General features: G+C 40.1%; 24 protein-coding genes. 6 read left to right on the forward strand and 18 right to left on the reverse strand.

Features of this window, described 5'->3' with window-relative positions; all coding sequences use genetic code 11:
- The first annotated feature begins 11 nt into the window (after nucleotides 1–11).
- On the forward strand, nucleotides 12–830 hold the full coding sequence (locus AC3G7N_RS02430; RefSeq protein WP_489420543.1) for an alpha/beta fold hydrolase: 819 nt from the start codon (nucleotides 12–14) through the stop codon (nucleotides 828–830).
- Between the two features lie 45 nt (nucleotides 831–875).
- On the opposite strand, the gene nadA is transcribed toward AC3G7N_RS02430, so the two are convergent.
- Genes nadA through nadB form a run of 3 tightly spaced genes read right to left on the reverse strand, consistent with a single transcriptional unit; the run spans nucleotide 876 to nucleotide 4,364 of the window.
- Entirely contained in the window at nucleotides 876–1,985 is a 1,110-nt protein-coding gene (nadA, locus tag AC3G7N_RS02435) for a quinolinate synthase NadA (RefSeq protein WP_489420544.1), read from the reverse strand.
- Nucleotides 1,986–1,995: 10 nt separating this feature from the next.
- The gene (gene nadC, locus AC3G7N_RS02440) at nucleotides 1,996–2,826 is read right to left on the reverse strand and encodes a carboxylating nicotinate-nucleotide diphosphorylase (RefSeq protein WP_489420545.1); all 831 of its coding nucleotides are present in this window, start codon (nucleotides 2,824–2,826) and stop codon (nucleotides 1,996–1,998) included.
- Complete coding sequence (gene nadB / locus AC3G7N_RS02445) at nucleotides 2,823–4,364, reverse strand: L-aspartate oxidase (RefSeq protein ID WP_489420546.1); 1,542 nt, start codon at nucleotides 4,362–4,364, stop codon at nucleotides 2,823–2,825. Before nadB ends, nadC begins: the two co-directional genes overlap by 4 nt.
- Nucleotides 4,365–4,473: 109 nt before the next feature.
- On the opposite strand from nadB, the gene AC3G7N_RS02450 reads away from it, so the two are divergent.
- Together AC3G7N_RS02450 and AC3G7N_RS02455 are read left to right on the forward strand one after the other, a co-directional pair.
- Nucleotides 4,474–5,610, forward strand: coding sequence for an IscS subfamily cysteine desulfurase (locus AC3G7N_RS02450; protein ID WP_489420547.1), 1,137 nt, complete (start codon nucleotides 4,474–4,476; stop codon nucleotides 5,608–5,610).
- A 16-nt stretch (nucleotides 5,611–5,626) separates the two neighbouring features.
- The gene (locus AC3G7N_RS02455) at nucleotides 5,627–6,160 is read left to right on the forward strand and encodes a transcription repressor NadR (protein WP_489420548.1); all 534 of its coding nucleotides are present in this window, start codon (nucleotides 5,627–5,629) and stop codon (nucleotides 6,158–6,160) included.
- A gap of 56 nt (nucleotides 6,161–6,216) precedes the next feature.
- On the opposite strand, the gene AC3G7N_RS02460 is transcribed toward AC3G7N_RS02455, so the two are convergent.
- The 15 genes from AC3G7N_RS02460 to asnB all read right to left on the reverse strand — a co-directional run bounded on the left by AC3G7N_RS02460 (nucleotide 6,217) and on the right by asnB (nucleotide 22,387).
- Nucleotides 6,217–7,185, reverse strand: a complete 969-nt coding sequence (locus AC3G7N_RS02460; RefSeq protein WP_489420549.1) for a sugar phosphate isomerase/epimerase family protein — start codon at nucleotides 7,183–7,185, stop codon at nucleotides 6,217–6,219.
- A 32-nt stretch (nucleotides 7,186–7,217) separates the two neighbouring features.
- A complete protein-coding gene (locus AC3G7N_RS02465; protein WP_489420550.1) occupies nucleotides 7,218–8,258 on the reverse strand; it encodes a Gfo/Idh/MocA family protein in 1,041 nt (346 codons plus the stop codon).
- Nucleotides 8,259–8,287: 29 nt separating this feature from the next.
- Nucleotides 8,288–9,004 (reverse strand): ThuA domain-containing protein, encoded by a 717-nt coding sequence (locus tag AC3G7N_RS02470; RefSeq protein WP_489420551.1) that lies wholly within the window; start codon nucleotides 9,002–9,004, stop codon nucleotides 8,288–8,290.
- A gap of 22 nt (nucleotides 9,005–9,026) precedes the next feature.
- Entirely contained in the window at nucleotides 9,027–9,782 is a 756-nt protein-coding gene (locus AC3G7N_RS02475; RefSeq protein WP_489420552.1) for a sugar phosphate isomerase/epimerase family protein, read from the reverse strand.
- A gap of 3 nt (nucleotides 9,783–9,785) precedes the next feature.
- Nucleotides 9,786–10,817 carry a Gfo/Idh/MocA family protein gene (locus AC3G7N_RS02480; RefSeq protein WP_489420553.1) on the reverse strand — a complete coding sequence of 344 codons (1,032 nt, stop codon included), beginning with the start codon at nucleotides 10,815–10,817 and terminating at the stop codon, nucleotides 9,786–9,788.
- 15 nt (nucleotides 10,818–10,832) lie between these two features.
- Complete coding sequence (locus AC3G7N_RS02485; protein ID WP_489420554.1) at nucleotides 10,833–11,912, reverse strand: Gfo/Idh/MocA family protein; 1,080 nt, start codon at nucleotides 11,910–11,912, stop codon at nucleotides 10,833–10,835.
- Between the two features lie 25 nt (nucleotides 11,913–11,937).
- The gene (locus AC3G7N_RS02490) at nucleotides 11,938–12,759 is read right to left on the reverse strand and encodes a carbohydrate ABC transporter permease (protein WP_089531451.1); all 822 of its coding nucleotides are present in this window, start codon (nucleotides 12,757–12,759) and stop codon (nucleotides 11,938–11,940) included.
- 11 nt (nucleotides 12,760–12,770) lie between these two features.
- Complete coding sequence (locus tag AC3G7N_RS02495) at nucleotides 12,771–14,102, reverse strand: carbohydrate ABC transporter permease (protein ID WP_489420555.1); 1,332 nt, start codon at nucleotides 14,100–14,102, stop codon at nucleotides 12,771–12,773.
- Between the two features lie 132 nt (nucleotides 14,103–14,234).
- A complete protein-coding gene (locus tag AC3G7N_RS02500; protein WP_489420556.1) occupies nucleotides 14,235–15,563 on the reverse strand; it encodes an ABC transporter substrate-binding protein in 1,329 nt (442 codons plus the stop codon).
- A 63-nt stretch (nucleotides 15,564–15,626) separates the two neighbouring features.
- Nucleotides 15,627–16,955 (reverse strand): ABC transporter substrate-binding protein, encoded by a 1,329-nt coding sequence (locus AC3G7N_RS02505; RefSeq protein WP_489420557.1) that lies wholly within the window; start codon nucleotides 16,953–16,955, stop codon nucleotides 15,627–15,629.
- A gap of 214 nt (nucleotides 16,956–17,169) precedes the next feature.
- A complete protein-coding gene (locus AC3G7N_RS02510) occupies nucleotides 17,170–17,916 on the reverse strand; it encodes an SDR family oxidoreductase (protein WP_489420558.1) in 747 nt (248 codons plus the stop codon).
- Between the two features lie 14 nt (nucleotides 17,917–17,930).
- Nucleotides 17,931–18,914: a LacI family DNA-binding transcriptional regulator gene (locus tag AC3G7N_RS02515; protein WP_489420559.1), complete on the reverse strand. Its 984-nt coding sequence runs from the start codon at nucleotides 18,912–18,914 to the stop codon at nucleotides 17,931–17,933.
- 228 nt (nucleotides 18,915–19,142) lie between these two features.
- Nucleotides 19,143–19,787 (reverse strand): SDR family oxidoreductase, encoded by a 645-nt coding sequence (locus tag AC3G7N_RS02520; RefSeq protein ID WP_489420560.1) that lies wholly within the window; start codon nucleotides 19,785–19,787, stop codon nucleotides 19,143–19,145.
- 163 nt (nucleotides 19,788–19,950) lie between these two features.
- The gene (locus AC3G7N_RS02525; protein WP_489420561.1) at nucleotides 19,951–20,403 is read right to left on the reverse strand and encodes a YkvA family protein; all 453 of its coding nucleotides are present in this window, start codon (nucleotides 20,401–20,403) and stop codon (nucleotides 19,951–19,953) included.
- Between the two features lie 136 nt (nucleotides 20,404–20,539).
- Complete coding sequence (gene asnB / locus AC3G7N_RS02530) at nucleotides 20,540–22,387, reverse strand: asparagine synthase (glutamine-hydrolyzing) (protein WP_489420562.1); 1,848 nt, start codon at nucleotides 22,385–22,387, stop codon at nucleotides 20,540–20,542.
- 414 nt (nucleotides 22,388–22,801) lie between these two features.
- Between asnB and AC3G7N_RS02535 the strand changes: the two genes are divergently transcribed.
- The 3 genes from AC3G7N_RS02535 to AC3G7N_RS02545 are packed head-to-tail and all read left to right on the forward strand — an operon-like array spanning nucleotide 22,802 to nucleotide 26,110.
- On the forward strand, nucleotides 22,802–23,263 hold the full coding sequence (locus AC3G7N_RS02535; RefSeq protein WP_489420563.1) for an Lrp/AsnC family transcriptional regulator: 462 nt from the start codon (nucleotides 22,802–22,804) through the stop codon (nucleotides 23,261–23,263).
- 59 nt (nucleotides 23,264–23,322) lie between these two features.
- Nucleotides 23,323–24,387: a M42 family metallopeptidase gene (locus AC3G7N_RS02540; protein WP_489420564.1), complete on the forward strand. Its 1,065-nt coding sequence runs from the start codon at nucleotides 23,323–23,325 to the stop codon at nucleotides 24,385–24,387.
- Nucleotides 24,388–24,418: 31 nt separating this feature from the next.
- Nucleotides 24,419–26,110, forward strand: coding sequence for a peptide ABC transporter substrate-binding protein (locus AC3G7N_RS02545; RefSeq protein ID WP_489420565.1), 1,692 nt, complete (start codon nucleotides 24,419–24,421; stop codon nucleotides 26,108–26,110).
- Nucleotides 26,111–26,171 lie beyond the last annotated feature (61 nt).

Here is a 26,171-nt window from a genome sequence, read left to right on the forward strand (position 1 = left end):
GAGGTTTTATCATGGTATATTATATTACAGTTGAACGGAATGTTGATATTTATGTGAATGATGTTGGCCCAAGAGACGGTAAGCCAATACTTTTTATACATGGATGGCCACAAAGCAATAAAATATTTGAATACCAATTTAATCAACTCCCAAAATTGGGTTACCGTTGCATCGGCATCGACTTACGTGGGTTCGGTAAATCGGATAAGCCCTGGTCAGGCTACTCATACGATCGTTTGGCAGATGATATAAGAATTATTCTGGAAAATTTGAGGGTAGATAATGTCACGCTTGCAGGACACTCGATGGGAGGAGCAATTGCGATACGATACATGGCTCGGCATATGAGCTATAAAGTATGTAAACTTGCACTACTAGCGGCTGCGGCACCAGTTTTCACCAAACGCCCTGGTCATCCATATGGACTTACAGATCTTACAAAAGATGATGTGAACAAATTAATTGAACAAACATACACGGATAGGCCTGAAATGATAAAAGAATTCGGGAAAATGTTTTTCTACCAACCAATAACGGATAGCTTCAACGATTGGGTCCAAAGCTTAGCTCTTGAAGCTTCTGGCAATGCGACAGCAAAGACTGCAGTCTCGCTTCGAGACGAAGAATTATGGCACGATATGGCCATGATCCGAGTTCCAACCGGTATTTTTCATGGAATACACGATGAAATCTGTCCCTTTACATTAGCACAAGCAATGCACAATGGAATAAACGGATCAGAGCTCATTCCCTTTATGAACAGCGGACATGGTCTTTTTTACTGTGAGATGGATAAATTCAACTATGAACTGGCAACCTTTATAGGCTAGGCTAACAACTTCAGGTGGTGTCAGTGCACCACCCGAAGTGAATTATTACACTCTTTCTAACATCCTTTCCAGTGCTACTTCTGCCCATTTGGCAATGGTTTCTTCTACTTTAATTTGGTTCCTTATTTTCCCTTTCTCAATGGTCTCCATTATCCATAACAGGTGGGGCAGATCAATTCGGTTCATCGTTAAACATGGGCACATTTGCGGGTTCAATGAAAATACTTCCTTATTAGCATGCTGCTTCGTTAGACGGTTTACGAGATTCATTTCCGTTCCAACTGCCCATTTTGTCCCCACCTCAGCATTGCTAATCTTATCAATAATATACTTTGTGGATCCTGCATAATCAGATAACGCAACCACTTCACGCCTACACTCTGGATGTACAATAATAGACACTTCTGGATCCCTGGCCCGAATATCTTCAATATTATCCACCGTAAAGTTTTCATGAACCGAGCAATGTCCTTTCCATAAAATAACTCGAACCCGACTTAAATCACCATCATACTCAAAGCGTTCCAATATTGGATCCCAAACCGCCATTTGATCCAATGGAATCCCAAGATCATAAGCAGTATTACGGCCTAAATGCTGATCGGGTAAAAACAAAATACGTTCTTTTTGTGTAAATGCCCATTCCAGCATTTTCTTAGCATTTGAAGATGTCACCGTTGCCCCACCATTTTTTCCTACAAAGCTTTTGATAGCTGCAGTAGAATTCACATAGGTTAACGGAATAATCGTATCACCAAAGGTCTGCTGCATTTCTGTCCAGCCACGTTCTGTTTGATTAATGTTTGCCATGTCAGCCATCGAGCATCCTGCACGCATATCTGGCAGGATCACTTTCTGTTCATCACCCGTTAAAATATCCGCTGTTTCTGCCATAAAATGAACACCACAAAACACGATATATTCAGCCATAGAATTAGTGGCCGAAACTTGTGCTAGTTGCAAGGAGTCACCTGTAACATCTGCGAATTGAATGACTTCATCCTTTTGATAATGGTGACCAGGGATAAACACTTTACTCCCTAGTTTTTTCTTTATCTCCCAAACACGCGTCTCCATCTTTTCAACCGATAATGACTTATAATGATCTGGAAGCATCTGTCCACCGCTATTCTGAATCATATCTAATAAACTCATGTTTTTCCTCCTATCGAACTAACAAGCTAATATCTAATGATGTTACGGAATGTGTGAGAAAACCTAGTGATATAAAATCAACTCCAGTGTCCGCATATCCAGCTATATTTGCAAGCGTTATCCCACCAGACGCCTCTGTCATGATATGCTTTGGAACAAGGGTTGCAAATTCCCGTACTTCACTTGGTTTCCGGTTATCAAACATAATTACATCCGCTCCAGCTCGAACTGCCTCTAGAACCTCTTTCTTTGATTCCGTTTCGACCTCAACCTTAACCATATGGCCACAATTTTGACGAACGGCTGCGACCGCCTTCGTTATCGATCCGCAAAACGAGATATGATTATCCTTTATCATGACGCCATCATAAAGTCCGAAACGATGGTTTTTGCCACCGCCTGTCACGACTGCATACTTTTCTAGCATACGTAGGCCCGGGGTTGTTTTTCGTGTATCACAAATGTTAATAGCAGCATCATTTAGCGCTATCACAGATTGCCTTGTCATGCTAGCAATGCCACTCATTCGCTGGACAAGGTTTAGGATTACTCGTTCTCCACCAAGTATTGAGACGATTCGACCATGTACTTCAGCAATGGTATCGCCGCTTTTGACTAGATCCCCGTCCCGGTAAAAACATTCGATTGTAACGCTACTATCTAACAGTTGATACGCCTCGTGAATAAGTTGCAATCCGGAAATAATGCCATCTGCCTTTGCAAGAAATACGCCTCTTCCAAGTTCATCGGGTGGGAAAATTGCACTACTTGTGAGATCACGGTCTCCAATATCTTCTACTAAGAAGGATTGCAGAAGCGAACGTAATTTTAATTGGTTCATCTTCCAACCTCCTCGCTCAGCTTAATTTCTTTCTGGTGCATTACTTCCTGCCTTGTTTCTATACCACTTGAAGTAGGATAGTCTGACCGATAGTGAGCCCCTCTACTTTCCATTCGTTCCAATGCAGCGGTTGTAATAAGTTCAGCAGTCGTTAGCATATTTACAATCTCAATTCTTTCTACTGATAAACTACCCAACTCACATGGTGAAAAATTAAATTGGGCAATCCAATCCATCATTCTTTTTAACCCTTGTTCATTTCGTACTATGCCAACATCACGCGTCATTCTTCTTTTTATCATTTCTTTTGTTGGAAGAATTACATCTATTAATCTATTTTTTACAGAATAGGGATTTTGCCCATTCTCTTTATACTTTTTGGATAATATGGCGTCTGCAGTCATGTTTCCAAATACAATACCCTCTAACAAAGAGTTACTTGCGACCCTGTTTGCCCCATGAACACCAGTACATGCAACTTCCCCAACTGCATAGAAGCCATCGACCGATGTTTGTCCAGTATGGGTTGCCTTGACCCCGCCCATCATAAAATGAGCACCGGGCGTGACAGGTAAAAGGTTTCCATTCAAATCAATCCCACTTTCCATACACAGTTTAAATATACTTGGAAACCGGTAAGAAAAATTTTTCACATTAGTTATATTAAGGAAAACGCTTTTTCCCGCATCAAGTTCATTGAAAATTGCTCGTGCAACTATATCTCTTGGCGCTAAATCCTTCAGGTTATGAACGCCTTCCATAATTAACCGCCCATCACTATTTACTAAAAAGGCACCTTCCCCTCTTACTGCCTCTGAAACAAGTCCTAGCGTCTTTTTGCCATCAAAAAGTAAGGTTGGATGAAACTGGACGAATTCCATATCTGTTAACTTAGCACCTGCACGATATGCCATCGCAATTCCGTCCCCAGTCACGGTTGAATCGTTTGATGTATAAGCATATAGATCCCCACAACCACCAGTAGCGAGAATAGTTGAACCTGCAAAATAATTAACAATTTCCCCAGAAGTATTCTTTGTCGTTACCCCCGTGCACCGCTGATCCTGGACAATCAAATCAACTGCCATTGTATCTTCAATGATCGTAACCTTATGCTTTATTTGCTGAAGCATAAATGTCATCAGTGCTTTTCCAGTTACGTCCCCACCAGCATGTAGAATCCTTCTTTTTAAATGACCACCTTCTCTACCTAAATTCCATTCGCCATCATCATTCAGATCAAATTTCAATCCCTTTTCAGCTAATTCATATAGATGAGGGGGACCATTTTGAATGAGCATTTGAAGATTTACTAAATCACTATGCTGACATCCAGCAACCATCGTGTCTTGAAAGTGATCTTCCCAGTGATCATCAGGATGAACGGCCGCCGCAATTCCACCCTGTGCATGATAAGAATTACTAACTGTTTTAGTAGACTTTGTGAATATAATCACATCTCTATCCATTGCTAACCTTTCGGCTGCTGCTAACGCTGCAATTCCGCTTCCAATTATAATAACGTCATCAAAAGCCATGTTTTATCGCCTCATTCGTTATGTGTATATTTATATGTCTTGACACCTATATTTACACAAGATTACACTATTGACAAGAGTTTTTTATTTTTTAATGAGGAGTGTTTCTATGATTTATTTAGATTATGCCGCTACAACCCCTATTTCTGAGGAATCCTTAGATATTTTCAACCAGGTTTCCAGGTCCTTTTTTGGAAATCCCACTAGTATGCATGATTTCGGGTCAAGCGCCTCACAGTTACTAGAAACCTGCCGCGAAGAACTAGCAGAACTGTTAGATTGCTCTTCAGAAGGAATTTTTTTCACGAGTGGCGGATCTGACTCAACTATTCTGGCATTGACTTCACTCATAGATGCACACAAAGAAAAGGGGAACCACCTTATCACAACTGTCGCTGAGCATTCTTCAGTCTATAATTTTTTTAACCAAATGGAAAAAGTCGGATTTGATGTTACCTATTTACCATTGGATGAGCACGGACAGATTCGCATAGAGGATGTTAAAAGTGTCATTCGCCAAACAACTATTCTGGCGTCCATCCATCACGGGAACGGAGAAATCGGCACGCTTCAACCAATAAAATCCATTGGAAACCTACTCCATAAGCATCAAATTTTATTTCATTGTGATGCCGTTCAAACGTTTGGAAAAGCTCCAATCAACTTGCATACTGCCAAAATTGATAGTCTATCGATTGCAAGCCATAAAATATATGGTCCAAAAGGCGTTGGCGCTGTTTACATCAATCCTCGACTGAGATGGAATGCACAAGTGCCAAACACAACACACGAAAAAGGATTACGGCCAGGAACAGTTAACGTCCCTGGAATTGCAGCCTTTGTTACTTCCGCAAAAGCTGTATGTGATGATAGAATAGAGGAACACAAAAGGGTGAATGGGCTGCGAGAAGCGTTAATCACCAAACTAAACCAGTTACCAGTCAACGTCCATATCGAAGGACATCCTTCTGATTTTTCACCACATATTCTTGGGCTACGAATCGATGGAATTCAAGGACAGTACGTCATGTTGGAATGCAATCGTTACGGTATTGCCATTTCTACAGGCAGTGCATGCCAAGCTGGAAGTCAAAAGCCATCACGAACAATGAAAGCATTGGGACGATCAAATGCCGAGGCAAACCAGTTTATTCGGTTGTCGTTTGGTAAACATACTACGGTGCAAGATATTGATATAACGGCTGATACCTTTAAAAAAATCATTGAAAAACTCTATCTTAACTAAGGAAGGCGAGGTACAAATGAGTAATTCGGAAAAGTTCACATCCACCAAGAGGCAAGAGCTAATAGTAAGAAGCTTAAAAGAAGCACAATCACCTATTACTGGAAGTGAATTCGCAAAGACAACGAATGTCAGCAGACAGGTGATTGTGCAGGATGTATCAATTTTAAAAGCGAAGAATAAACCAATTATTGCTACAAGCCAAGGCTATATGTATATTAAAAAGCCTACCCATGATGCAGCACACCAGCTTATTGTAGCCTGTAAGCACAGTCCAATCCAAACGCAAAAAGAGTTGACTATTATCGTAGACCACGGTGTTACCGTAAAAGATGTCACTGTTGAGCATCCAGTATACGGTGATTTGACCGCTTCGCTCATGGTCAGTAACCGGCATGAAGTAGAGCAATTTATTAATAGAATTCAAGACACAAAAGCTGCCTATCTCTCAATCCTGACAGAAGGTGTTCACATGCACACCTTGGAAGCCGATTCAAAAGAAAAGATTGACGCTGCCTGCAACGACCTGCAAACAGCAGGAATCTTACTATAACTGTCACTTGTCGAATAATAGGTAAGAGCCCAAGCATCTCTGCTCGGGCTCTCCATTTATGCCCACCACATATCGGCGGGCTTTTCTGCTATATTAACACTTTTTAAGTTTGCAACTGCCTTGCTGAAGCCTTCGTCAATGGACATAATCGGATCTTCATGTTCGATACTGACAACATAATCGTAACCATATGTTCGCAGCGCACTAATAATATTCGACCACTCCTGAACTCCATGACCATATCCTACCGAACGAAAACTCCATGCACGCGATTGAACATTACCATATGGCTGCATATCCGTCAGACCGTACATGTTAACATTTTCCTGATCAATATACGTATCTTTTGCATGGAAATGATGGATTGCATTTTCCTTACCTAAAATTTTAATTGCAGCTACTGGATCAATACCTTGCCACCATAAATGGCTTGGATCAAGGTTCGCACCAATTGCATCACACGTTGCTTCTCTCAATTTCAGCATGGTATATGGTGTGTGAACCAGGAACCCGGCATGAAGTTCCAATCCAACCTTAACCCCATGATCTTTTGCAAACTGTCCTTGCTCTTTCCAATATGGAATCAGTTTTTCTTCCCATTGCCACTTCAAAATATCCGAGTACTCGCTTGGCCACGGGGTTACTGGCCAATTTGGATATTTTGCCTCCTCGTGGTCGCCAGGTGTTCCAGAAAATGTATTAACAACTGGTACATCCATTAATTCAGCCAATTTGACTGTCTTGACAAAAGCTTCATGTGATTCATCCGCAATCTGTTTATCCGGAGAAATCGGATTTCCATGACAACTAAATGCACTAATCGTTAACCCACGCGTGTGAACCTTCTCCAAATAGTCCGCACGCTTTTCTGCACTCTCCAATAATTCATCTACATTACAATGTGCATTTCCAGGATGACCACCTGTTCCGATTTCAACTGCCTGCAAGCCAGAATCCTTTACATGATCAAGCATCTCTTCAAAGGACTTCTCTGAAAATAACACGCAAAATACGCCTAATTTCATATGTATCACCTTCATCCTAAATTTTTATATCGTTATCCCAGCCTTACACTTTCTCCTGTTTCACTACTCTTATAAATTGCTTCCATTATTCTTGTTACTTGTAAGGCCTGCTCTGGCTTCACGATTAGTTCCGCTTCTCCTAAACAACTGGAAACAAAATTTTCAGCCTGCAAAAGCCCGGCATTATTTTCAGCCTGCGCGAACTTTGCCTCACCACTAAAGAAAGTTCCATATTTGGCTTGATAAAGTTCAAACGGATATACGTTCAATCCACCATCTGCACCAGAAATACTAAGACTTGTAACATCCTCTTTGATATTCGCTGCCCATGAACACTCAAGCATTAAGGAAACACCATTTTCAAAGGTAATATACGCCGTCACATGGTCATCTACATTGAATGTTTCATGGTCAAAAGCACCCCATTCGTTCAACTGATTTGGTGTTTTACTTAATCGATTGTACGTCGTTCCCATTACCCAGGCAGGCTTTGGATCCCCTAGCAGCCAAATGGCTAAATCAAGAAAATGGCAGCCCCAATCTATTAAACTGCCCCCACCTTGCAAATCTTTATTGGTGAAGACACCCCAACCTGGAACCTTCCGTTGTCTCATTGCCTGCACGCGCGTAACCAACGGATCACCAATTTCGTTATTCAAAATTGCTTGCTTAGCAACGCGCGCTTCCTTTGTATGGCGATAATGGTAGGCAATCGATAAACGTGTATTTGTTTTCTTAGAAGCAACAATCATTTCCTCGCACTCTTTTGTCGTGATTGCCATAGGTTTTTCACACAAAACATGCACGCCTGCTTCTAATGCACGAATCGCAATTTCTGGGTGAAATTTATTTGGTGTACAAATTGTTACTGCATCCACCGTTTCAAACAATTCTGTGTAATCTTGAAAAACAAGCGGAATGCCAAACTTATCCGCTACTTCCTGAGCGCGTTCGATATTCAAATCCTGTACCGCAGTGATTTCCACTTTATCCTGCAATTTCAGGTAAGCAGGTAGATGCCGATCCTGTGCAATACCGCCTGCACCAATGATTCCCATTCTTAATTTCGTCATAGTAGAATCCTTTCTTTCATGTAAAATCACTAATTTTTTATTACCTCTAACGGTTTCGCATTTCCGTATTCATGTTTAGGTGTATTTGTATTCTTTGCCCATTTTACGCCATTTTTGATTACCTGTTGAATTTCCTTATTGTGATAGGTAGGATATGTTTCATGACCTGGTCTAAAATAAAATATCTTCCCTCTTCCACGCGTAAACGTTGCTCCACTGCGGAACACCTCACCACCTTCAAACCAACTAACAAAAACTAACTGATCGGGTGCCGGAATATCAAAATGCTCCCCATACATTTCTTCTTTTTCTAGCTCGATATATTGGCCAAGACCTTCTGTAATCGGATGACTCGGATCAACAACCCAGAGACGTTCTTTCTCATCCGCCTCGCGCCATTTCAAATCACAACCAGTGCCCATAAGTTTTTTAAATACCTTGGAAAAATGAGCTGAGTGCAATACTACTAAACCCATTCCGTCGAGTACGCGCTGCTTTACCTTTTCGGCAACCTCCTCGGTAACTTCCTCATGTGCCAAATGTCCCCACCAAACAAGAACATCCGTCTTATCCAACACTTCTTCGGTCAGTCCATGTTCTGCTTCATCTAATGTTGCAGTCTGTGTATTAAATCCTTCTTCCTGTAAAAAGTCCGCTATTGCCCCATGAATTCCAGTTGGGTAAATTTCTGTAACCTTTGGATTTTTCTGTTCATGACGGTTCTCATTCCATATTGTAACGTTCATTCCACTTCACCTCGTGTGTTTTTTATTTTAAAAGATCGATTAAATTATCTCGATTAGTTTTTGCGCTAGTCATTGGATCCTGATCAAAATCTTCTTGTTCCACAACAAGCCAGTCAATGTGCTGATTTTTTGCTACGGATAGTAGGTCTTTCATATCAAGCATTCCCTTACCAATTTCAATGCTTTTCTTTTGTCCACTTACTTCTGTCATATCTTTCATGTGCAACGAAACAATGCGTTCTCCATACTTTTCAATAATAGTTTTCGCATTATAGCCAGCATGAATAGCCCAAAAGCAATCCAATTCCATTTTAACAAGATCAGGATCTGTATTTCCAAAAAGCAGATCAAATCCTGTGGTTTCGTCAAAATTTTTGAACTCAAAATTATGGTTGTGGTACCCAAATGCCATTCCATTTTCTTTACAAATATGACCGATGGCATTTAGTTCCTCGGCAGTCCGTTTATAGCTGTCACCTGTATTTCGTTTTTCTTCCGGCAAATACGGACAGATGATTAAATCGTTATCAATTTCATGGTTATATAGAATCACTTCTTTAAGCTTATCACCTTTTAATAGATCAAGAGCCGTATGGCTACCCGCCACACGAATTCCCTTCTCCTCCAACACGTTTTTCACTTGATTTGCGGGCGTTTCAAAAAAGCCAGCAAACTGTACAGCATCATATCCCATATCAGCGACCTTACGCACAGTTCCCAAAAAATCCTTTTCCGCCGCCACGCGTACAGAATATAACTGTAATCCAATGTTTCCCATACGTCATTCTCCTCTACTTAAGATTCCATGACTGATAAGATTATTTTTCAGAATAACGCGGCGCCCTTCTAAATGTGACAAAGCGGCTGCATCATTTATTTTGGTTAAATTAATAACGTCTTTTTTTGTGATAGATGGCTCTATGCCATTGCTGATTTTAGCTACCCATTGCTCTAATGGCAATGGTACAGACGACAATTGTTCCTCTAAAGTAAACCAATTTCCGTCACCATGGTGAATGCTTTTCAGCTGAACTGTTCCATCTGTACAAAGCAATGTCCCTTCCGTTCCGTATAGTTCCAACTGAAACGGACTTCCATTCGACACGAAGCTTGTCTCGATTATACCAAGGGCACCAGATGCATACTCCACGATAACTGCTGCACTATCATCTACCTTTTTTCCAGCGCCTTGTTGTAGGCGAGAATAAACAGCCTCAGCCTGGCCAGCTAAGCGGTTAGTCAAATAAATCGGATGTGCGCCTAGATCAATTAACGATCCACCACCGGTCTGCTCTTTATCAAAGAAACGTGCCGGTAACCATCCTTGTGTTTCCCCTTCTGGTACCACAGCACCATTATGTGCAAGTCGGCAACGAATCATCGTTAACGTTCCGAGCCAGCCTTCATCTAAAGCTTTTTCTGCATACAAAAACTCTTTTTCTGTTAATCGCGGTAACGATACCATTAATTCAACATCGTGCTCTGCAGCAGCATCATAGATGTTATCACATTCCTCGGCAGTAAAAGCCAACACTTTTTCCGTAAAAACATGCTTCTTATGCGCTGCTGCTGCCAAAATAATTTCTTTATGCAAATTTGTCGGGGTACTCACGATAACAGCGTCTATTTCCGGATCAGACAAAACCACTTCTAATTCTTTTTCAAATGGAACACCCAGTTCATCGGCCCATTTTTTTCCGCGTTCACTATCTTCATCCCAAACAAGTTCAACCGTTAACTGATCATTTTCATGTACCGCGCGGGCATAATCATCCGCATGTACGTGCCACCTACTTAACAACGCTACCTTCATATTCGTACACACTCCTTAATCGAAATAGACTGCCTTTCCTGTTCTCGCAGATTCATAGATTGCCTCTAAAATTTGTGTAACAACAAGAGCTTCTTTCGGTTTTACAGTTTGTTCTGTTTCATTCAAAAGACTTTCAATCCAAAGCCGAGCCTCTAGGTCTGCATCACTCTCCGCTTCACCGTCATAAAAAGCAACACCACTATTATTCAACTCAACATTAGTCGTGTAAAGCTTACCAAATTCTTCCCCATTAATGCGCAATCCGTCCTTCATGTCTGCGCCACCTTTAGTTCCGCTTAACGAGCACTTCGCTTCATCAACCTCGAGTGAATTCAGAGCCCAGCTTGACTCAAGTACAATTGTTGCACCATTTTCCATCGTGATAAACCCGAACGCCGAATCCTCTACCGTGAATTTTTCTGGATTCCAAGGGCCCCATGCATTGGCGGCATCCTTCTGTTTTCCTAATTTATGAAACGTCGATCCCATCACAGACTTCGGCTTGTAGTTATCCATCATCCATAACGTTAAATCAAGTGCATGTGTCCCAATATCAATTAGTGGGCCACCGCCTTGTTTTTCTTCATCTAAAAATACACCCCATGTTGGTACTGCACGGCGACGAATCGCATGTGCTTTGGCAAAATAAACTTCACCCAAATCTCCTCGCTCGGACACTTTACGTAAATATTGACTATCTTGTCTAAAGCGGTTGTTATAGCCAATTGTCAGCTTTTGACCAGTTTCCTCTGCTGCTTCAATCATGCGTTTTGCTTCTTCAGACGTTTTGGCCATTGGTTTTTCACACATCACGTGTTTTCCAGCTTTCATTGCGGCAATAGAAATTTCTGCATGTGAAATATTTGGTGTACAAACATGTACCACGTCAATCGTTGCATCCTGTAATAATTCTTTATACTCTTCGTATACCTTGGCGCCAGACATTCCATACTTATCCGCTGCAACCTGTGCTTTTTCTACTTCACTATCACAAAACGCCACAAGTTCTACCTGCTTTACTTTCTGGAGACTGGGAAGGTGTTTGCCGTTTGCAATACCTCCACACCCAATAATAGCAACTTTTAATTTTTTCATCATTTCATCATCCTTTTATTCATAATTATTCTTTTACAGATCCGGACGTTAAACCGGAGACAATTCTTTTTTGGAAAAATAGCACCAAAATTACGATTGGAATGGTAACAATAACTGTCGCTGCAGAGATATCTCCCCACGGAACAGAAAATTGACTTTGATATAACGAAATCCCAACTGGAACCGTGCGCCATACATCTGCAGTGTTAATTGTTAATGCAAACAAATATTCATTCCAAGCAGCAATAAACACGAGAATTCCAGTAGTAAATATACCTGGTGTTGCTAGTGGTAAGATAACTTTACGAAATGTTTGAAATGGGCTTGCTCCATCTAGTTTAGCAGACTCCTCGAGCTCAAATGGAATCTTTTGGAAGAAGGTTGACAAGATCCAAATCGATAACGGTAAACTAATTGTTATATATGGAATCACCAGTCCCAGGTAACTGTTACGGAGACCAAGTCCGGTGATCAGGTTAAACATTGGTGAAATAATCGCAATCTGCGGAAACATCGAAGCCGCAAGTACGACACCTAATATCAGTCCTTTTCCTTTAATTGGCAACCTTGTCACCGCGTAAGCTGTAAAAGAAGCAAATGTTAATGACAAAATTGTCGTTAACGACGCCACAACAAAACTATTTAACATATAACGCAGTAACGGTCGACTCGTTAATGCCGCGGTATACGATTCAAGCGATGGGTTACTCGTAAACCATTTAAATGATGAAAAAATTTCACCTGGTGGTTTAATTGACGTTAAAAATACCCAAATAAATGGAAACATGACAAGGAACACAAATACCACTAAAAAAATATAAAACCCAATTCCTGCTTTTTTATTCATTTTCTCCCCCCTTATCTCGAACGACCTGCGAATAGTTCCGACCCGATTAGTTTTACATAGATAAAACTAATGATTGCCACACATAAGAATACGATAACGGAAAGTGTAGAACCTTCCCCAAAGTTCTGTTGGGCAAATAATGTTTTATAGGCGTAAATCGATATCGATTCCGTTGCATTGGCTGGTCCTCCGCCAGTTAAAACGTAAATTAGATCGAATACACGAAATGCGTCTAGCGTTCTAAACAGTAACGCAACTAAGATAGACGATTTTAATAACGGCAATGTAATGCCCCAGAATTGCTGGAATTTATTAGCGCCATCCACGTTTGAAGCTTCATATAAAGATGCTGGTATCGTTTGGAGACCTGCTAAAAGCAGTAAAGCCATATATGGTGTTGTTTTCCAGACATCGGCCAGGATTACCGAGAACATACCACCATTAGAAGTCGATAATAGCCAGGATGCATCAGGAATAATATGAAAAACCTGTAAATAGTGGGCGACAATACCAGATTGTCCATCATACAAAAAGCCCCACATCATGGCAGCAACGGCTGTTGGAATTGCCCATGGAATCAAGACAGATGCCCGGATAATACCTCTCCCCTTAAAGGCCCTATTGATGAGAAGTGCAATCGCTAAACCTAAAACCAATTCAAAGACAACTGATATTATTGTAAAAAACGTTGTATTCCACAACGATTTCCACATTCGTTGATCTTGAAAATAATTAACGTAATTATCCAGGCCAACGAAATTTGATTTCAGGATAGTTTCACTAGTACTGCCTATTAACCCAGCAGTTTGTTTAAACTGCTCACTTAGCTTATCGTCACTGGCAGAGTCAGCAATTTTCATCAAATCTGTTTGATAGCTGTCTAGAGCTGATCGATAGGATTCAGCAAAATCATTTTCTATCTCTATATACTTAAGCTCTTCGTTAGTAACAGGCTCATAGTTCATCAGCATCTGATTGATTTTATCAACCTTCTGCTTCACTGCATCATCACTTAGCAAATTACTGTGAAACTCATTGATCCCTTCCTCAATATTCGTAATCGTTTCTTTTACCTCAGGCTTTTCAGCAGAACCTTCTAAATCCTCCAGTTGGCCCTCAATATAAAAGTAATTATCAAGATAGTTTTCAAGATCGATATTCGAACCCAGTAATGTCTCTGATCGTGCAGGATCATTTAGCCTGTAATCGAACATACTATTCCAAAACGATTGAGCAACCGGCCAAAGAACAACTACAATTACGAGAATCAATGATGGGATCACCATCGTATAGCCAAGCTGTTTTTCATTGAGTTGAAATCGTGGTTTTTTCCTGTTTGCCATTTATAAAACCCCCTTACCTATAGAACGAATAATATGTATTTAATGATAGATTGATAGAAAGGCAAGATAGGTTACCCTATCCCGCCTTATTTTATTGTCTAACAGTATTTCAGTGCCTGGTGGCTATCCTTCTTACTCATTAACCGCTTCTGTAATTTTTGCCTGCATATTTTTTGCAGTCTCTTCTGCAGTTTGGTCTCCAGTTAAGGCCTTTGATAATTCAATTTGCATAATGTCAGAAATTTTTGGATAAATTGGCGTTACTGGTCTTGATACAGCACTTTCCAATACTTTTGTAAACTCTGGATTTGCAAATAATGGACTTGCCTCTTTCACTTCTGGATCGTCATACAGCGCTTTAAGCGTAGGTGCACGTCCTCCATGGATTGCTGTGATTTTTTGCCCTTCTGTACCAGTCAAAAATTTCACAAATTCCCATGCTGCCTCAGGATGTTCAGAATAACGGTTAATCATTGCCATCCATCCACCTAGACTAGACGCACTACCTGCATCACCTGCCGGTAAAGTTGTGATTTTTGAGTTACCAACAATTTTCGAGCGTTCCTCGTCAGCTGCAGATGCTTGCATGTACGGCCAGTTTCGTGCAAATACAGATTTGCCTTCAATATATGCAGTTTCTGTTTCCACTTCTTTAAAGTTTAAAATGTTATCAGGTACAAAATCTGAGTTTACAACATCTTGCATTTTCTTAATAGCCTTAACCGTTTCAGCGCTATCAGCTACGACGTTGTTGTTTTCATCAATAATTTGTCCACCGTAAGATGCAATATACTCAATTGCGTTAGTTATTAAGCCCTCATATTGAGCTGCTTGCATGATATAACCAAAATCTGTTCCTTTTTCACCTTGATATTTTGCAGCCATTTCCATTAACTCGTCCCATGTTTTTGGAGGTGTTTCAACAATATCAGATCTGTAAAAAAGAACACCCGCATCTGTATAGTTTGGCATTGCCCATTGTTTCCCATTATATTTACCTGATGCTACTGTTCCTGGGAAATAGGCATCCATATCAATTCCATCTTTTTCAATAAAACGATCTAGTTCTAATGCATAATCTGCTTGTCCAAACTCAGCAGGCCAGATCACATCTGCATTGAAAACATCAATTTCAGTGCTTTGTGCACTGAAGGCAGTTACATATTGATCATGTGTCTGTCCGCTATCAGCTGGCATTTCACGATATTCCACATTAATATTTGGAAACTTTTCCTCAAATGCTTCAATTACTAGATCAATAGCACCTGTCGAATCAACGTTACGGGCATAAACAATCGTAACTTCTTCATCAGTTGCTTCATCTGCTTCAGTTGATGTATCATTATTCGAAGTATCTTCAGATCCAGTCTCACTACCAGAATCTGAATTACTACATGCTACTAATAAGGTGGCCAAAACAACTATCCACAAAATACCTAATCCTTTATTTACAAAACCCAAAACATTTCCCCCTTTATTAATTCCAGCGTCTAGGCGTTCTCTCTCCTCTTGCATTACCTGTCTTTACTCACTAACTGCTTCTTCTATTTTGGTTTGCATGTTACTTGCAGCTTCTTCAGCGGTTTGTTCTCCAGCTAAAGCTTTTGATAGTTCGATTTGCATAATGTCAGAGATTTCTGGGTAAATTGGCGTTATCGGTCTTGGAACAGCGCTTTCCAATACTTTAACGAACTCTGGATTTGCAAATAATGGACTAGCTTCTTTTACATCTGCATCTTCGTAAAGAGCTTTTAATGTTGGCGCAGATCCACCTTCAATTGCCGTAATCTTTTGACCTTCAGCTCCAGTCATGAATTTCACAAACTCCCAAGCTGCCTCAGGATGTTCAGAATAACGATTAATCATTGTCATCCATCCACCTAAAGTAGACGCACTACCTGCATCACCTGCTGGTAGGGTCGTAATTTCTACATTACCAGCAACTTTTGAGCGAGACTCATCAGCTGCAGATGCTTGCATGTATGGCCAGTTACGAGCGAATACTGATTTCCCTTGAATAAATGCTGTTTCTGTTTCTATTTCCATAAAATTTAAAATGTTGTCTGGAACAAAGTCTGAACCTACTATTTCTTGCATTTTTTCGATAGCTTTTACCGTTTCAGGGCTATTCGCTACTACGTTGTTTTCTTCGTCAACAATTTGTCCACCGTAAGATGCAATAAACTCAATCGCGTTAGTAATTAATCCCTCATATTGAGCTGCTTGCATGAGGTAACCAAATTCTGTTCCTGCTTCACCCTGTAATGCGCTAGCCTGTTCGATTAGCTCATCCCAAGTTTCTGGTGGATTCTCAACGATATCGGAACGGTAGTAAAGCACACCAGCATCCGTGAACTTTGGCATTGCCCATTGTTTCCCGTTAAATTTACCAGATGCTACAGTTCCTTCGAAATATGCATCCATATCAATCCCATCTTTTTCAATAAAACGATCCAATTCTAATGCATAATCCGCTTGAGCAAATTCGGCTGGCCAGATAACATCAGCATCAAAAACGTCAATTTCAGCACTTTGCGCACTGAAAGCGGTTACATATTGATCATGTTGCTGCCCTGTGTCAGCAGGCATTTCGCGGTATTCCACATTAATATTCGGATGAGATTCTTCAAAAGCAGCAACTAATTTTTCATTTGCACCAGTTGTATCTACACCACGAGCATAAACAATCGTTACTTCTTCATCAGAAGCTGCATCCGCTTCAGTAGATGTATCATTATTCGAAGTATCACCAGATTCTTCCTTACTTTCCGTATCTGCATTATTACAAGCTACTAATAAGATGACTAAAACAATTATCCATAGACTACCCAAACTCTTTTTCCAGATCTTCAAAATGGTTCCTCCTTTATTGGTTTGATTTCACTGTTTTGAAATCTTTCAAACTCAATTTTCAAAAAAATGAAATCGATTACATCCTGGTTCCAATTATACAATAAGTTAGTCGGATGTCAATAATTTCTGAAATTATTTTCTGAATACTAGATAACACCCGCACTTTTTCTTGGGAAGCAAGCAATTCAGTCGACTCCCCGCCATGTTTGTGAGTCTACTTCCGCAAGAATCCACCTTCTGAATTAATCACTTGTCCCGTGATCCATTCTGCCTCATCGCCTGCCAAAAATCCGATTAAACGAGCGGCATCTTCAGGCATTCCCATTCTTCCCGTTAAAAATTGTGATGAGAGTTCCTGCCTGCTATCAGCAGTCATCCAACCAGTATCTGTCGGCCCAGGGTTCACCGCGTTTACCGTAATACCAAGGTGGGCGACCTCGGCCGACAATGATAACGTAAATCCTGATATAGCAGCTTTCGTTGCGCCATAAGCTAGCTCTTCAAGCATCGGACCTTGTGCCTGGCCAGAGGTCATATTAATAATCCGACCCGCTGAACCCTCAGCTTTCTTGAATCGTCGTGCAAACTCCACGCACATCAAAAAAGCAGCGCGCATGTTGACTGCATAATGGTTATCAAGTGTTTGACCATCAAGTTCCTGGTATCCATCCCTCGTTGAATAGGCAGCATTGTTCACCAAAATTGTTGGCAATCCCAACTTAGACTCAACCGTATCCAACAATTCAAATGGGGCATGTGAATCAGATAAGTCAATTTCAAACCCTGCACAGCGAACGCCTAATTCAAGCATTTCTTTTTGAAATGTTGTCGACCATTCAGCTGCCGCTTCCCAATAGGTGAAGAATATAGCACACCCATTAGCAGCAAGCTTGCGGCATGTAGCTGCACCAATACCATGTGCATGACTCACGCCCGTTACGACTGCAATTTTTTCCTGCACAAATAATCATCTCCTTATGTAGACTCACGAATAACTAGTTCGTGGTCCAAAATAATACTTTCAACTTGCTTGCCCTGAATTTTATTAATAACCATGTTTGCAGAAATACAACCCATTTTATACATTGGCTGTGAAATAGTCGTTAATGTTGGATGTGTCATATTTGAAAAAGCAATTTTATCAAATCCAACTAATGCCATGTCTTGTGGAACCCGTAAGCCTGAGAAGTTGATTTCTTTTAGTGCACCAATCGCCAAAATATCAGAAACAGCAAATACGGCTGTCGGCCGATCATGCAAATCCAGTAAACGTCTCATCGCACGCTTACCATCCTCGAAATCCAATGATTCTGTATTACAAATCCAGTCAGCTTCAATATCTAAGCCAAACTCATTCATTGCTTTTTCATAGCCACGACGCCGTTCACGTGCATATAAAAATTTTTCATCTGAATTGATAAGTGCAATTTTTTTCTGACCAATTTTAATCAAATGCTTTACAGCGTGATACGCGGCCAATTCATTATTAATCGTGACATACGAAATGCTCGCATCCTCATCAAACTCACTACATTGAACAATTGGATATTGGCTAGCAAGCTCTATCAACTTGTTCTTATTTACTGAAGGGTCCATGGAAATTATCCCGTCTGCCAAACGATTTCGTATTAAATTAAAATAAATTGACTCCCTGTCCGGATTCGAATCTGTTTCACATAAAAGAATATTGTATCCGAGGTTTATCGCGGTGTCTTCAATGCCATTAATAATATCTGAATAAAAGGGGTTTGAAATACTCGGGATTAAGACAAGAAGCAACCTGCTTTCGGAGTTTCTCAAATTACGTCCAAGTACACTCGGCTCATAGTTCAATTCCTCTATTGCCTGTTCCACTTTCAATCTTGTCTTTTTTGCAACTGTACTACTATTATTAAACACCCGTGACACTGTCGCAACGGAAACCCCAGCCCTTTGAGCCACTTCTTGAATGTTTGCCACGTGAGATCCCCTACTTCCAACGTATTTTTGAAAACGATTACATATAATCTTATTCTTACAGGCAATTTTTGTCAACACCATCATCATTTACTTAAATGACAGTATAATTATAAAGCACACTATATACTAACAAAAAGGATCCTTTCTATTAATTCATAAAAAAAACCATAACCTAGAATATCTAAGTCATGGATTTCTTATTTTTATTACGTGTTCAAATTCTGCTCTTTACAAGCTCTTCAACGCTTCTTCAATCTGCACATCACCGGTAACCATTTCAAATGCTTTATGATAGGCATTAGGCTCATGGATTGCAGCAATCATGGTTTTAGCTACGTCTGCACGTGGAATTGAATCACGTTCAACTGTTTCCCCAACCTTGATTTTACTTGTGCTTTCATCGTTCGTAAGACCACCCGGACGCACGATTGTGTAATCCAATTCCGTGCCTTGTAGATATTCGTCCGCTTCTTTTTTCATTTTCAGATAATGATGCATTGCTTCTTTTCCTTTTTCAGGCTCTCCAAGCTCTCTTCCAGCACCAATGCTACTCAAAATAATAAATTTCTTAATGCCTGTTTTTTCGGTTGCTTTCATCAGATTAATAGCACCATCTCTGTCGACTGAGGTTGTTTTATCTGGTCCCGTTTTACTACCAGAACCTGCTGCAAACATGACAACATCCATGCCTCTTACAGCATGACCAACATCACCTTCAAGGTCAGCAACTACCGAAATTCCACCTAATTTTTCCATCTCCGGCTTCTGTTCCTCATTCCGAATCATCGCATGAGGTTCGTGTCCATCCTGTTTCAAATACTGAATAAGTAAACGACCTGTATGACCATTTGCTCCAGCTACCAATACTTTCATTATATATCTACTCCCTCTTCTATAAAAATCGTATATATAATATGTTGCCGTTAACAGGCAGTATTAAACGTTAAAAGAATAACCGAAGCTCTATCCTGATCCGTAATGCTAAACGGCGAGAAAGTTTTATACCTCACTGACTATTCAGAGTACTGAACCGCTCTTACTCATTTTTTTCTTTATGATCAACAACCAAATTTTCATCTATATCCTTTTTATCATAGTTTTCACCAAAAAACTTTTTCATTTTCGCATTAGCTTCTTGTTTTATGGGCTCATCAATATGTGAAAATATTTGATATACTGCATAAACAATTACTGCACTATCATCGGTTAACCCAATTAGTGGTATAAAATCTGGTATTAAATCAATAGGCAAAATTAAATAGCCGAGCGCACCCGCAATCGTTAACTTAGCAGATTTGGGTGTATTCGGACTTTTAAACGTATAAAACAATAACAAGCTATAATACGCTATTTTTGTTCCTAAAACCTTCGCATAATAAAGCATTTTAGCACCAAATTTATTTTCTGAAAAATATTTCTGACTCCCTTTAATTGCTTTAACAGGGTCAAATTTCGCTAGTTTATCTTTGTAGCCTTTGTTCTCTGACATAATAACCCTCCATATTTCAACAAAATAATAATCTTATGCTATATGGTAGAGTTTCTTACCTGAAAATGCAATTTATAAACCAAAGAATGACCGAATTTGAACGGCCATTCCTTTTTTCTGAATTTATAATTATTAATTAGTTACTTACCTTAACACCATACGTTCGTAACCAATAGTCAATCTGACACAAGTGAGCAATCAACTGCGGGCCTTTCATTAATTGACCATACCATGGTTCAGTAAACTCTTTTCCTTCACTATTGACAATGGCTTCTATACGATCCCGTCTCACATAATTGAATAACGGCGAACTAGAATCTGCCAGAATTTCTTTCATCCAGTTTATTACTTGCCGGGTATACTCTGGTTGAAACGTTTTAGGATACGGGCTCTTTTTTCGGTACAATACATCTTCTGGTAACAGACCTTCCAAAGCCTTTCGCAAAATCCCCTTTTCTCTTCCATCCAATATTTTTATATCCCATGGAATATTCCATACATATTCAACTAGTTTATGATCTGCAAAAGGAACTCTAACCTCAAGACTCGCCCCCATACTCATCCGGTCCTTACGATCTAACAGCTGGGCCATAAACCAATGCATATTCAGGTAAAAAAGCTCACGGCGCCGCGTATCCTCTTCACTTTCTCCATCTAAGTGGGGTGTTTCATTGATTGTGTCTTGGTAACGATCCATGACATAGGATTTTAGATTTAATTTCGTTTGCCATTCAGGGTGAAGTAGGTCGATCCTTGAATCCAAGGACTTCATCCAAGGAAAGCCATCCCCCTGTGCGCTGGTGGGGTCATGGAACCAAGGATATCCACCGAAAATTTCATCTGCACATTCTCCAGACAAACTAACCGTCGTATGCTGCTTGATTCGCCGACAGAACCATAATAACGATGAATCAATATCAGCCATACCAGGTTGATCACGTAACGTAACCGCTTCTTTTAATAAATCCGCCAAGTCAAAGCCAGAAATCACCTCATCATGGTGATCTGTTGAAAAATGATCGACTACTTTATCAATCCAGGGCTGGTCGCTCGAAGGCTGAAATTTACTTGCCTTAAAATGCTGATCATTCCCTTCATAATCCACCGAAAAGGTTGACAATGGCCCCCTCCCATTTTTTTCAAAGTAGTCAGAGGCAATAGCAGTGATTGCGCTCGAATCTAGACCACCTGATAGAAAGGTAGATACTGGAACATCCGCAACCAATTGACGCTCGACAGCATCGACAAATAAATCTCTAACTTTTTTAGAAGTTTCCTCTACGTTATCCGTGTGTTCATGACTTTCCATATTCCAATACCGCCAAACGCTTAATCCATCCTTCGAAAAAGTTAACGAATGACCCGGCCTTAGTTCCTTAAACCCTTTAAATAACCCGTGACCAGGTGTTCTTGACGGACCAAGTCCAAAGATTTCCGACAAGCCCGTGTGGTCCACTTCTGCATCCACGTCATCATGTGCTAAGATCGCTTTTAATTCCGATCCAAACAGAAAACGTCCATTAGCTTCTAGAAAAAACAGCGGTTTAACACCAAGCCGATCCCGCGCCATAAATAGCTGCTCTTTATCCGGGTCCCAAACCCCAAAGGCATAGATACCATTTAAGTATCGAACACAGTCCTCTTTCCACTCGATATAAGCGGTTAGTAAAACTTCCGTATCTGATGTTGTGTGAAATTGGTATCCTTTATTACGCAAATCAGTCCGTAATTCTTCCGTATTGTACAATTCTCCATTATATACAAGTGTGTAAGTAACACCTTTATAGTCCTTACTCATCGGCTGTTTTCCACCTTCAAGATCGACAACCGCGAGTCTTTTGTGACCAAACGCAGCATGTTGGCTCATCCATAGCTGTGAGTCGTCTGGACCTCTTAACGTCAGTGTTTCTGTCATTCTCTTTACTATAGATTGCTCAGATCGAACGTCCTTCTGCCAATTAATAATCCCAGTTATGCCACACACAATAGTTCATCCTCCCACGGTAAACTTCTTCTCCATGGACATTTTATGCAACCAGTTGGGTAACTGTCACTTTTGTTATCAAAAGCTCAGGGCGCCTTGAAAGTCACGACAAGCATAAGCAGAGCGGTGCAGTGTGCGTGCTTTGCTCGCGCGGAAGCGAACTGCTTATGTCTCGAGTGTCTAGGCGCTGGAGCTAGGAAGTTAATCGCCAAAATAGTATACTTTCTTTGCTCTTAGTATAAATGATTTTTTTCTAAAAACTCTTGCATAAAGTTTACTGAACATTTATACTGTTAAAAATTACTTTATTGATAGAAAAATCCAAATAAACTACCCTAAGCAGTATTATATAATTATTTTCATACCGAATATGGTATAAAACTGTTAATTAATTACGGAAAGGAGAGGATTGAATTGGGACAAGGTGATCACAAAGAAGTAATCGATGAACTAGATAAAGATATCATCAAATTTCTATCTGCCAATGGTAGAATGTCATTTAATGAAATAGCTACTCATTTAAATGTAACCGAAAAGACAGTTCGAAGCAGATACAATAATATGGTTGAAGATAACATTATCAAAGTAATTGGTGTCGTAAATCCGATTGAGTTAGGGATTCGGGTTGGATCAATCATCCAATTAAAAGTAATTCCACAAAAAATAGATCAGGTGATTGAGAATTTGAACAAAATCAGTGTGATTCGATATGTTTCAGCAACAACTGGCGATTATCAATTATTGGTACAGTTAAATGTTCGTGACAACGATGAGCTAAACGAAACCATAAAGGCTGTCCAACAAATACCCAGTATTAGTTCAACAAATGTACTTCTACAAACAGAGGTTTTTAAAAATACATTTGATTTCATTTAAAAATAAAAACCTTTTATAATAAAAAATCGGAATATTCATTCTACCAGGAGGTTAACCACATGTTTAAAATTCTAAAACAGTTAACAGAACTTCAAGGCCCTAGTGGGTTTGAACAGCCTGTCACATCTTACATCAAAGAAAAAACTACTCCATTATGTGACGAAGTAAAGGTTGATGCAATTGGCAACGTCATTGTTAAATTTAAAGGAAATAAACCAGGGCCAAAGGTTCTTGTAACCGCCCATATGGATGAAGTTGGTTTCATCGTTAAAAAGGTAGAAAAAAATGGATTAATTCGATTTGAAAAACTTGGTGGACACGATGATCGAATCCTACTTGCCCAAAAAGTAACGGTCCGAAGTAAAAACGGACCAAAGCTTGGAATAATCGGTACCATTTCCGCTCACTATCAAAAATTTGACAATAACCAAAAGGTACGAGATTACCGGCAACTATATGTAGATGTTGGCGCTAGTTCGTTATCTGATGTGGAAAAAATGGGAATAGAAGTTGGCGATCCGATTACTTGGGATTCCCAGGTTGCGTATTTAGGGGATGAACAAAATGGAAAAATTGTTGGTAAAGGGTTTGATGATCGAGCGGGTTGTGCCGTTTTAATTCAATTACTGGAAGATCTTCAAGATAAAGACTTTTGCGGTGAAGTTATCGCACTTTTTGCTGTCCAGGAAGAGGTTGGTTTGAGAGGTGCAAAGGTCGCGCTTGCTAACCTTGAATTTGATATAGCGATAGCGCTTGATACGACCGCCGTCAGTGATACACCAGAAGATGTAATGGATAATTCCCTTCAAATTGGCGGCGGGGTAGGCATAAAAATCATGGATAGCAGCTTAATCTCCCATCCTGCAGTCAAGGACAAACTCGTTGAATTAGCAAAAGCAGAAAAGATACAGTATCAACTCGAAATATTTACTGGAATTGGAACGGATGCAGGTGCAGTTACCTTAGCAAATAAAGGTGTTCCAACGGGAGTGTTATCGATTCCTTCAAGAAACGCTCATTCTCCAGTTGAGGTGATTGATCTTAATGACTTGGAGTCCGTTAAAGAACTTTTGACCGCCTTCATAAAAAATGACAATCGGAAATCAGACTTCCTATTTTACTAAGACAAACTATAAAGAGAGAGGACGATAACCCATGAAACGATTAAAATTCGGTCTACTTGTAACGTTAGGACTTTTGCTAAGTGTCTTTATGGCAGCATGCTCGACTTATGACAACGAGAAATCGTCTAACAACCCAGAAGAAAAGTCAGCAGAATCATCAAAAGGAAGCGAAGAAGTTGAACAGGTTCTTAATTTAATAAATGGAGACACCATTCCCACAATGGACTCTGCACTTGCCTCTGATGTATATGCAATGCAATTTTTAAATGCCAGTATGGAAGGTTTATATCGTTTAGGTGAAGACGCGGAACTTAAGCCAGGAATCGCGAAGGATCACACAATAAGCAAGGACGGCCTAACGTGGACGTTCACCCTACGCGAAGATGCTGAATGGTCAAACGGAGACCCTGTCACAGCACATGACTTCGTATATGCTTGGAGGCGTGTTGTGAACCCAAAAACTGGCTCTGAATATGGTCCTTACATGATGGGTGATGTTATTAAAAATGCAAAGACCATCAACCAGGGAGAAATGCCAATCGAAGAATTAGGTGTAAAGGCTAAGGGTGATTACACGTTAGTAGTAACGCTTCAAAAGCCGATACCATATTTCGAATCTCTTACAGCTTTCGGTACTTTCTTACCGTTAAATCAAGAATTCGTTGAAGCACAAAATGGTAAATACGGTACAAGCACCGAAACGTTGTTGTTCAATGGACCATTTAAACTAACAGAGTGGAAAAGCACATCGACTTCCTGGAATTTAGAGAAGAATCCTGATTACTGGGATGCTGAAACGGTGTCACTCGAAAAACTAACCTATGATGTTGTAAAGGACCCACAAACGGCAGTAGATTTATATGAAAAAGGTGAAGTAGACCGTGCTGCAATTTCTTCTGATTTAGTAGATAGATATTCGTCACATGAAGATTTCACCGTCACACCAGAAGCAGGGCTATTTTATCTAAAGTTCAATCAAACCAGCTCTGAAGCACTTGCGAACAAAAAAATTCGTAAAGCAATGAGTACAGCAATTAACAAACAAAATTTAGTAAACGAGATACTAAATAATGGATCGACGGTTTCCAATGGATTCATTCCAAAAGGTTTTGTAAAACACCCCGAAACTGACAAAGGTTTCCGTGAAATTAATGGAGATCTAGTAACCTATAATAAAGAAAAGGCGCAAAAATTATGGAAAAAGGGTCTTGAGGAAATCGGCAAGGAAAAGGTTGAAATCGAGATTGTAAGTAGTGACAGTGCCACGACAAAAACGATGACCGAATATCTTGCTAATCAGTTAGAAACCAATCTACCAGGACTATCAATCACATTAAAACAAGTACCGTTTGAGCAGCGTATTGAACTAGGTACGAGTAAAAATTATGATATTTTACTCGGGGGATGGTCCCCAGCTTACCTTGACCCATACACATTTCTAAACGTTTGGTTAACTGATGGGGCAAACAACAATATGGGGTATTCAAATCCAGAATATGATCAGTTAATCCAAAGTACCGTAAATAAATTAGCGCTTAATCCGGCAAAACGTTTTGAGGCGTTCTTAGAAGCTGAGAAACTATTGGCTGAAGACGCCGCAGTTGCACCACTATACCAGAGCGCCCGTGCACAATTAATTTCACCTAAGATTGAAGGGGTGATTACCAATCCTGCCGGGGCTACCTATGAATTCAAGTGGGCAAAAGTCGCCCCTGTTGAATAATTGGGTTGCCTCTAGTCAAACAATGCTAACCCCCGAATATAGACGCTTACGAATGCGTTCA

The organism is Virgibacillus carmonensis (assembly GCF_057836705.1).

What these genes read in the sequence shown, in the direction of transcription:
- AC3G7N_RS02460 (WP_489420549.1), bottom strand. Translation starts at nt 7,185, where the DNA reads ATGAAATTAGGCGTATTTTGCGTGTTATTTTCAGAGAAGTCCTTTGAA.
- nadA (WP_489420544.1), bottom strand. Translation starts at nt 1,985, where the DNA reads ATGAGTTTATTAGATATGATTCAGAATAGCGGTGGACAGATGCTTCCA.
- AC3G7N_RS02520 (WP_489420560.1), bottom strand. Translation starts at nt 19,787, where the DNA reads ATGAAAGTATTGGTAGCTGGAGCAAATGGTCATACAGGTCGTTTACTT.
- AC3G7N_RS02495 (WP_489420555.1), bottom strand. Translation starts at nt 14,102, where the DNA reads ATGGCAAACAGGAAAAAACCACGATTTCAACTCAATGAAAAACAGCTT.
- AC3G7N_RS02545 (WP_489420565.1), top strand. Translation starts at nt 24,419, where the DNA reads ATGAAACGATTAAAATTCGGTCTACTTGTAACGTTAGGACTTTTGCTA.
- nadB (WP_489420546.1), bottom strand. Translation starts at nt 4,364, where the DNA reads ATGGCTTTTGATGACGTTATTATAATTGGAAGCGGAATTGCAGCGTTA.
- AC3G7N_RS02485 (WP_489420554.1), bottom strand. Translation starts at nt 11,912, where the DNA reads ATGAAAAAATTAAAAGTTGCTATTATTGGGTGTGGAGGTATTGCAAAC.
- AC3G7N_RS02475 (WP_489420552.1), bottom strand. Translation starts at nt 9,782, where the DNA reads ATGGGAAACATTGGATTACAGTTATATTCTGTACGCGTGGCGGCGGAA.
- nadC (WP_489420545.1), bottom strand. Translation starts at nt 2,826, where the DNA reads ATGAACCAATTAAAATTACGTTCGCTTCTGCAATCCTTCTTAGTAGAA.
- AC3G7N_RS02490 (WP_089531451.1), bottom strand. Translation starts at nt 12,759, where the DNA reads ATGAATAAAAAAGCAGGAATTGGGTTTTATATTTTTTTAGTGGTATTT.
- AC3G7N_RS02455 (WP_489420548.1), top strand. Translation starts at nt 5,627, where the DNA reads ATGAGTAATTCGGAAAAGTTCACATCCACCAAGAGGCAAGAGCTAATA.
- AC3G7N_RS02480 (WP_489420553.1), bottom strand. Translation starts at nt 10,817, where the DNA reads ATGAAGGTAGCGTTGTTAAGTAGGTGGCACGTACATGCGGATGATTAT.
- AC3G7N_RS02540 (WP_489420564.1), top strand. Translation starts at nt 23,323, where the DNA reads ATGTTTAAAATTCTAAAACAGTTAACAGAACTTCAAGGCCCTAGTGGG.
- AC3G7N_RS02450 (WP_489420547.1), top strand. Translation starts at nt 4,474, where the DNA reads ATGATTTATTTAGATTATGCCGCTACAACCCCTATTTCTGAGGAATCC.
- AC3G7N_RS02470 (WP_489420551.1), bottom strand. Translation starts at nt 9,004, where the DNA reads ATGAACGTTACAATATGGAATGAGAACCGTCATGAACAGAAAAATCCA.
- AC3G7N_RS02430 (WP_489420543.1), top strand. Translation starts at nt 12, where the DNA reads ATGGTATATTATATTACAGTTGAACGGAATGTTGATATTTATGTGAAT.
- AC3G7N_RS02465 (WP_489420550.1), bottom strand. Translation starts at nt 8,258, where the DNA reads ATGACGAAATTAAGAATGGGAATCATTGGTGCAGGCGGTATTGCACAG.
- AC3G7N_RS02525 (WP_489420561.1), bottom strand. Translation starts at nt 20,403, where the DNA reads ATGTCAGAGAACAAAGGCTACAAAGATAAACTAGCGAAATTTGACCCT.